At 63.0% G+C, this 4517-nt stretch carries 4 protein-coding genes and 2 tRNA genes; all 6 read left to right on the forward strand.

Annotated features, from left to right (window positions below):
* Window positions 1–346 precede the first annotated feature (346 nt).
* A complete protein-coding gene (locus FJ039_12470) occupies window positions 347–2032 on the forward strand; it encodes an FAD-binding protein (GenBank protein MBM4406962.1) in 1686 nt (561 codons plus the stop codon).
* On the forward strand, window positions 2029–2985 hold the full coding sequence (locus FJ039_12475) for a succinate dehydrogenase/fumarate reductase iron-sulfur subunit (GenBank protein MBM4406963.1): 957 nt from the start codon (window positions 2029–2031) through the stop codon (window positions 2983–2985). The genes FJ039_12470 and FJ039_12475 overlap by 4 nt, the downstream gene beginning before the upstream one ends.
* The gene (locus FJ039_12480) at window positions 2985–3863 is read left to right on the forward strand and encodes a disulfide reductase (protein ID MBM4406964.1); all 879 of its coding nucleotides are present in this window, start codon (window positions 2985–2987) and stop codon (window positions 3861–3863) included. The genes FJ039_12475 and FJ039_12480 overlap by 1 nt, the downstream gene beginning before the upstream one ends.
* Before the next feature lie 186 nt (window positions 3864–4049).
* A tRNA-Ser gene (locus FJ039_12485) sits at window positions 4050–4137 on the forward strand.
* Window positions 4138–4157: 20 nt separating this feature from the next.
* Window positions 4158–4247 (forward strand) — tRNA-Ser (locus tag FJ039_12490).
* Between the two features lie 53 nt (window positions 4248–4300).
* A partial coding sequence (locus FJ039_12495) for a DUF1697 domain-containing protein (GenBank protein ID MBM4406965.1) occupies window positions 4301–4517 on the forward strand: 217 nt, incomplete at its 3' end.

Genomic DNA, 4517 nt, shown 5'->3' on the forward strand with positions numbered 1-4517 from the left:
CCGAAGGGCGAGCATGGCCTTCAGGCCCCTGCCTCAACGCCTCCGCCGCCCCTCCCGGAAGCCCGCTGTCCGAATCCATCGGACGGTCCCCCTCGGCGCTCCCTCACCGGAGCGTGACTCCCCTCCCAACGGGCCGCCTGCGCACCAACAAACCCACCCAGCAAAACGAAAAGAAAGCGAGAAACAAAAGAAACCCTCCATCTAGAAGCAAGTGAAACAACCACAAACCACAAGGCGTCCCTCCCTTCTCAGGGCGAGGGATAAGAGGGTGAGGTCTCCCTCTCCTTCATTGTCACATCCGAAAGTATGTGATAAACTTCACGCACTCCTGGCCAGGAGGCCGTGAATGTACGAACATGATGTCCTGGTGGTTGGGGCGGGGCTTGCCGGCATGCGCGCCGCTATCGAGGCCTACCGCATGGGCGCCAACGTCGCCGTCATCTCCAAGGTCCACCCCGTCCGCTCCCATTCCAACGCCGCGCAGGGCGGCATCAACGCCGCCATGGGCGGTGAAGGCAGCGACGATACCTGGGAGATTCACGCCTACGATACCGTCAAAGGTAGCGATTGGCTCGGCGACCAGGATGCGATCGAAGTCATGGCCAAAGAGGCCGCCGGCGATATCCTCGAGCTTGAGCACATGGGCGTCATCTTTGCCCGTGATCAGTACGGCAGGCTCACCACCCGGGCCTTCGGCGGCGCCAGCAAGCAGCGCACCTTCTTTGTCGGCGATATAACCGGTCAGGCCTGCCTCCATGTGATGTACGAACAACTCATGAAATCCGCCGTCCGCGTCTATGAGGAGTGGTTCGTCCTCTCCCTCATCAAGGAAGGCGGCGCATGCGTCGGCGTCGTCGCCATGGACATGATGCGCGGCGAGATCGAAGTCATCCGCGCCAAAGCCGTCATCCTAGCGGCAGGCGGCATCGGCCGCGTCTACGAGCCCAGCACCAACGGTCTCATCTGCACCGGGGACGGCCATGCCCTCGCCTACCGCGTCGGCGCGCCCCTCATGGACATGGAGATGGTCCAATACCATCCCACCACCCTCAAGGGCAACGGCGCGCTATTGACCGAAGGCGCTCGAGGCGAAGGCGCCTACCTCACCAACAAAGACGGCGACCGCTTCATGAAGAAGTACGCGCCGAACAAGCTCGAGCTCGCCTCCCGGGATGTCGTCTCCCGCTCGGAGCAGACGGAGATCAACGAAGGCCGCGGCGTCAACGGCTGCGTCTACCTAGACTGCCGCCACCTGGGCGAAAGGCTCATCATGTCCAAGCTCTACCAGATCTATGAGCTGGCCCGCGATTTCGCCAATATAGACATCGTCAAGGATCCGTGCCCAATCCGCCCGGGTATGCACTACATCATGGGCGGTGTGAAAACCGATGCCGATGGCGCGACCTTCATCCCCGGCCTCTACGCCGCAGGCGAATGCGCAAACGTGAGCATCCACGGCGGCAACCGCCTGGGCGCCAACTCCCTCCTGGAGACCGTCGTCTTCGGACGGCGCTCCGGTGCGGCGGCCGTCAACTACGCCAAGAAAACCTCCGCAGCCAAGGTCAACAGCGATGCCCTCATCGCCGAGCAGAAGCGCAAGATCCAGGGCCTCATGGATCGTCCCTACCCGGGCTTCACCGCCGCGAAGCTTCGCCTTGAGATGGGCGTCAGCATGGATCGCAATATCAGCGTCTTCCGCAGCGAAAAGGCCATGCAGGAGACCCAGGCCCTCCTCCGCGATATCAAGGCCCGCTATCAGAAAGTTTCCGTCCGCGATCACAGCAAGGTTTACAACTGGAACCTCTTCTCCGTCCTGGAGTTGGAGAACATGATTGACGTCGCGGAGGCCATCGCCGCCGGCGCCATCGCCCGCAAGGAAAGCCGCGGCGCGCACTCCCGCGTGGACTACCCCAACCGCGACGATAAGAACTGGCTCAAGCACACCCTCGCTTACCACACGCCGCAAGGCCCCATGATCGACTACCTGCCGGTGACCATCACCAGGTGGCCGCCCGAGAGGAGAGTCTATTGAAGAACGTCACCTTTAAGGTCAAGCGTTACAACCCGGAGACGAAAGAGACTCGTTTCCAGGACTACAAGGTCGAGGTGGACGAGAGCGAAGTCGTCCTTGACGCCCTCATCAGGGTTCGCGAATACCAGGATGAGACCCTGGCGGTTCGCTGTTCCTGCCGGAGCGCCATCTGCGGCTCCTGCGGCATCAAGGTCAACGGCCACGCCGTCCTCGCCTGCAAGACCAAGATCGCCGATGTGACCAGGGACGGCAAGACGGAGGTCACCGTCGAGCCCTTCGGCAACACCAAGTCCGTCAAGGACCTGGTCTCCGATATGCAGCCCTTCTGGAGCAAAGTCCGCCAGGTGCAGCCCTGGCTCAAGGCCACCCAGCCGCCCCCGGCTCGAGAGTACATTGCCTCTGCCGATGCGATGCAGGACCTCGTCGGCACCATGAACTGCATCATGTGCGGCTGCTGCGTCTCCGATTGCACCGTTCTGGAAGTGGACAAGAACTTCATCGGGCCTGCCGCTCTCGCCAAGGCCTACCGCTTCGTCGCCGATCCCCGTGAGACGGATGCCGCCCGCGATGAGCGCCTCAAGGAGCTGAGCAAGTACGGCGGCATCTGGGACTGCACCCACTGCCTGGAGTGCGTCCAGGTCTGCCCCAAGGGCGTCGCGCCCATGGAGCGCATCCTGGATACCCGCCGCGCCGCCATGGAGGCGGGCTACAAGGACAACAACGGCAGCCGCCACAGCGATTCCTTCGCCAATTCCGTGAAGCACAGCGGCGCCCTCAACGAGCTGCGCCTCCTCCCCGAATCTCTGGGTCTCGACGATGTGGACGCCCAGCTCAAGTTCATGCCTACCGCCCTCCGCGCCGCGGTGAAGCGCAAGGTCCCCCCGATCATCCACAAGAAGCGCCCCGGCGCTGAACACGTCAAGCGCATCTTTGACGAGATGGAGAAACACTAATGCGCTATGCCTACTACCCAGGCTGTGTCGCCCAGGGCGGCGCGCCCGAGCTGCTCCAGGCCATGAAGCTCGTCGGCGAGCATCTCGGCTTCACCCTGGAGCACCTGAAAGAGGCGGCCTGCACCGGCGCCGGCGTCCTCCAAGAGCGCGACCCTGAGCTCGGCGATACCCTGAACGCCCGCACCTTCGCCATGGCGGAAAAGCGCGGCCTGCCCCTCATGACCATCTGCAGCACCTGCCAGGGTGTGATGAGCCAGGCCAACCACCGCCTCAAGAAGGACGCCGAATATCGCGCCTTCATCAACAAGTTCCTTAAGCCTGAGGGCCTGGAATACAAGGGCACCACGGAGGTCAAGCACCTCTTCTGGATCCTCGTGGAGGACTACGGCCTCGACCGCCTCAAGGGCCTGGTTCGAAAGCCCCTCACCGGCATTGCCATTGCGCCCTTCTACGGCTGCTACGTCGTGCGTCCCACAGAGGCCCTGGGCTATGACACGCGCCCGGAGCGGAACCAGTATCTCGAGAAGATTATCCAGACCCTGGGCGGCACCCCCGTGGACTATCGCGGCAAGACTAAGTGCTGCGGCTTTCCCATCCTCACCATGAACCGGGACAACTCCCTGCGCATGGCCGGCAACCACCTTCTGGAGGCCAAGGGCCTGGGCGCGGACGCCATGGTGACGCCCTGCCCCCTCTGCCACCTGAATCTGGACGGCCAGCAGCCGGAGGCCGCCAAGGCCCACAAGACCCAGATCAACCTGCCGGTGATCCACCTGCCTCAGCTCCTGGGCGTGGCGATGGGCTTCAACCCCCGCGAGCTCGGCATGAGCCGCCACATCGCCTCCACCAAGAGTTTCGCCGCCAAGGTTCCCGCCTAGCGCCGCCGGCGGACCATGATCGCATGAAACGCCCCCGGTCTCCCGGGGGCGTTGTGTTTCCCCGGGATTCCTTGTCCCTGGCCCCGGCCTCTTGTATCATAGGGAAGCGGTCTTCTGCTGAATCGTCATTCCACTTCAGGGTTGCCGCGACGCTTTGCCTAGAACCGGCGGCACGGCGTGTTGCGCGGAGAGGTGGCCGAGCCCGGTTTATGGCGCCGCTCTCGAAAAGCGGTATGCGAAAGCATCAAGGGTTCAAATCCCTTCCTCTCCGCCATTTTTGTTGTCGGCCACAGTGGAGCGGTGCTGGAGTGGCCTAACAGGCACGCCTGGAAAGCGTGTAGGGGGGCAACCCTCTCGCGAGTTCGAATCTCGCCCGCTCCGCCACTTTCCCAAGGCGGCCTATTCCCTGGGCTCACGACTCGTGCTACCCTCGCCCTATGCCAACCTGCGTCGCCCTTCTGCGCGGCATCAATGTCGGCGGGAACAAGGTCATCAAGATGGCCGATCTGGCGAAGGCGTTCACTTCGCTTGGCTTTGCAAACGTCAGGACGCTGCTTGCCAGTGGGAACGTTGTCTTTGAGGCTTCGAACGCCAAGGCCGCCACATCGTCGGTGATCGAGGCGGCCCTGGAAAAGGCTTTCGGTAGAAGATCGG

This window comes from Chloroflexota bacterium, from assembly GCA_016875535.1.
Classification (GTDB): domain Bacteria; phylum Chloroflexota; class Dehalococcoidia; order SHYB01; family SHYB01; genus VGPF01.

Bases quoted from the DNA above. Each gene is read 5' to 3' on its own strand.
- FJ039_12470 (MBM4406962.1), top strand. From the start codon at position 347: ATGTACGAACATGATGTCCTGGTGGTTGGGGCGGGGCTTGCCGGCATG.
- FJ039_12480 (MBM4406964.1), top strand. From the start codon at position 2,985: ATGCGCTATGCCTACTACCCAGGCTGTGTCGCCCAGGGCGGCGCGCCC.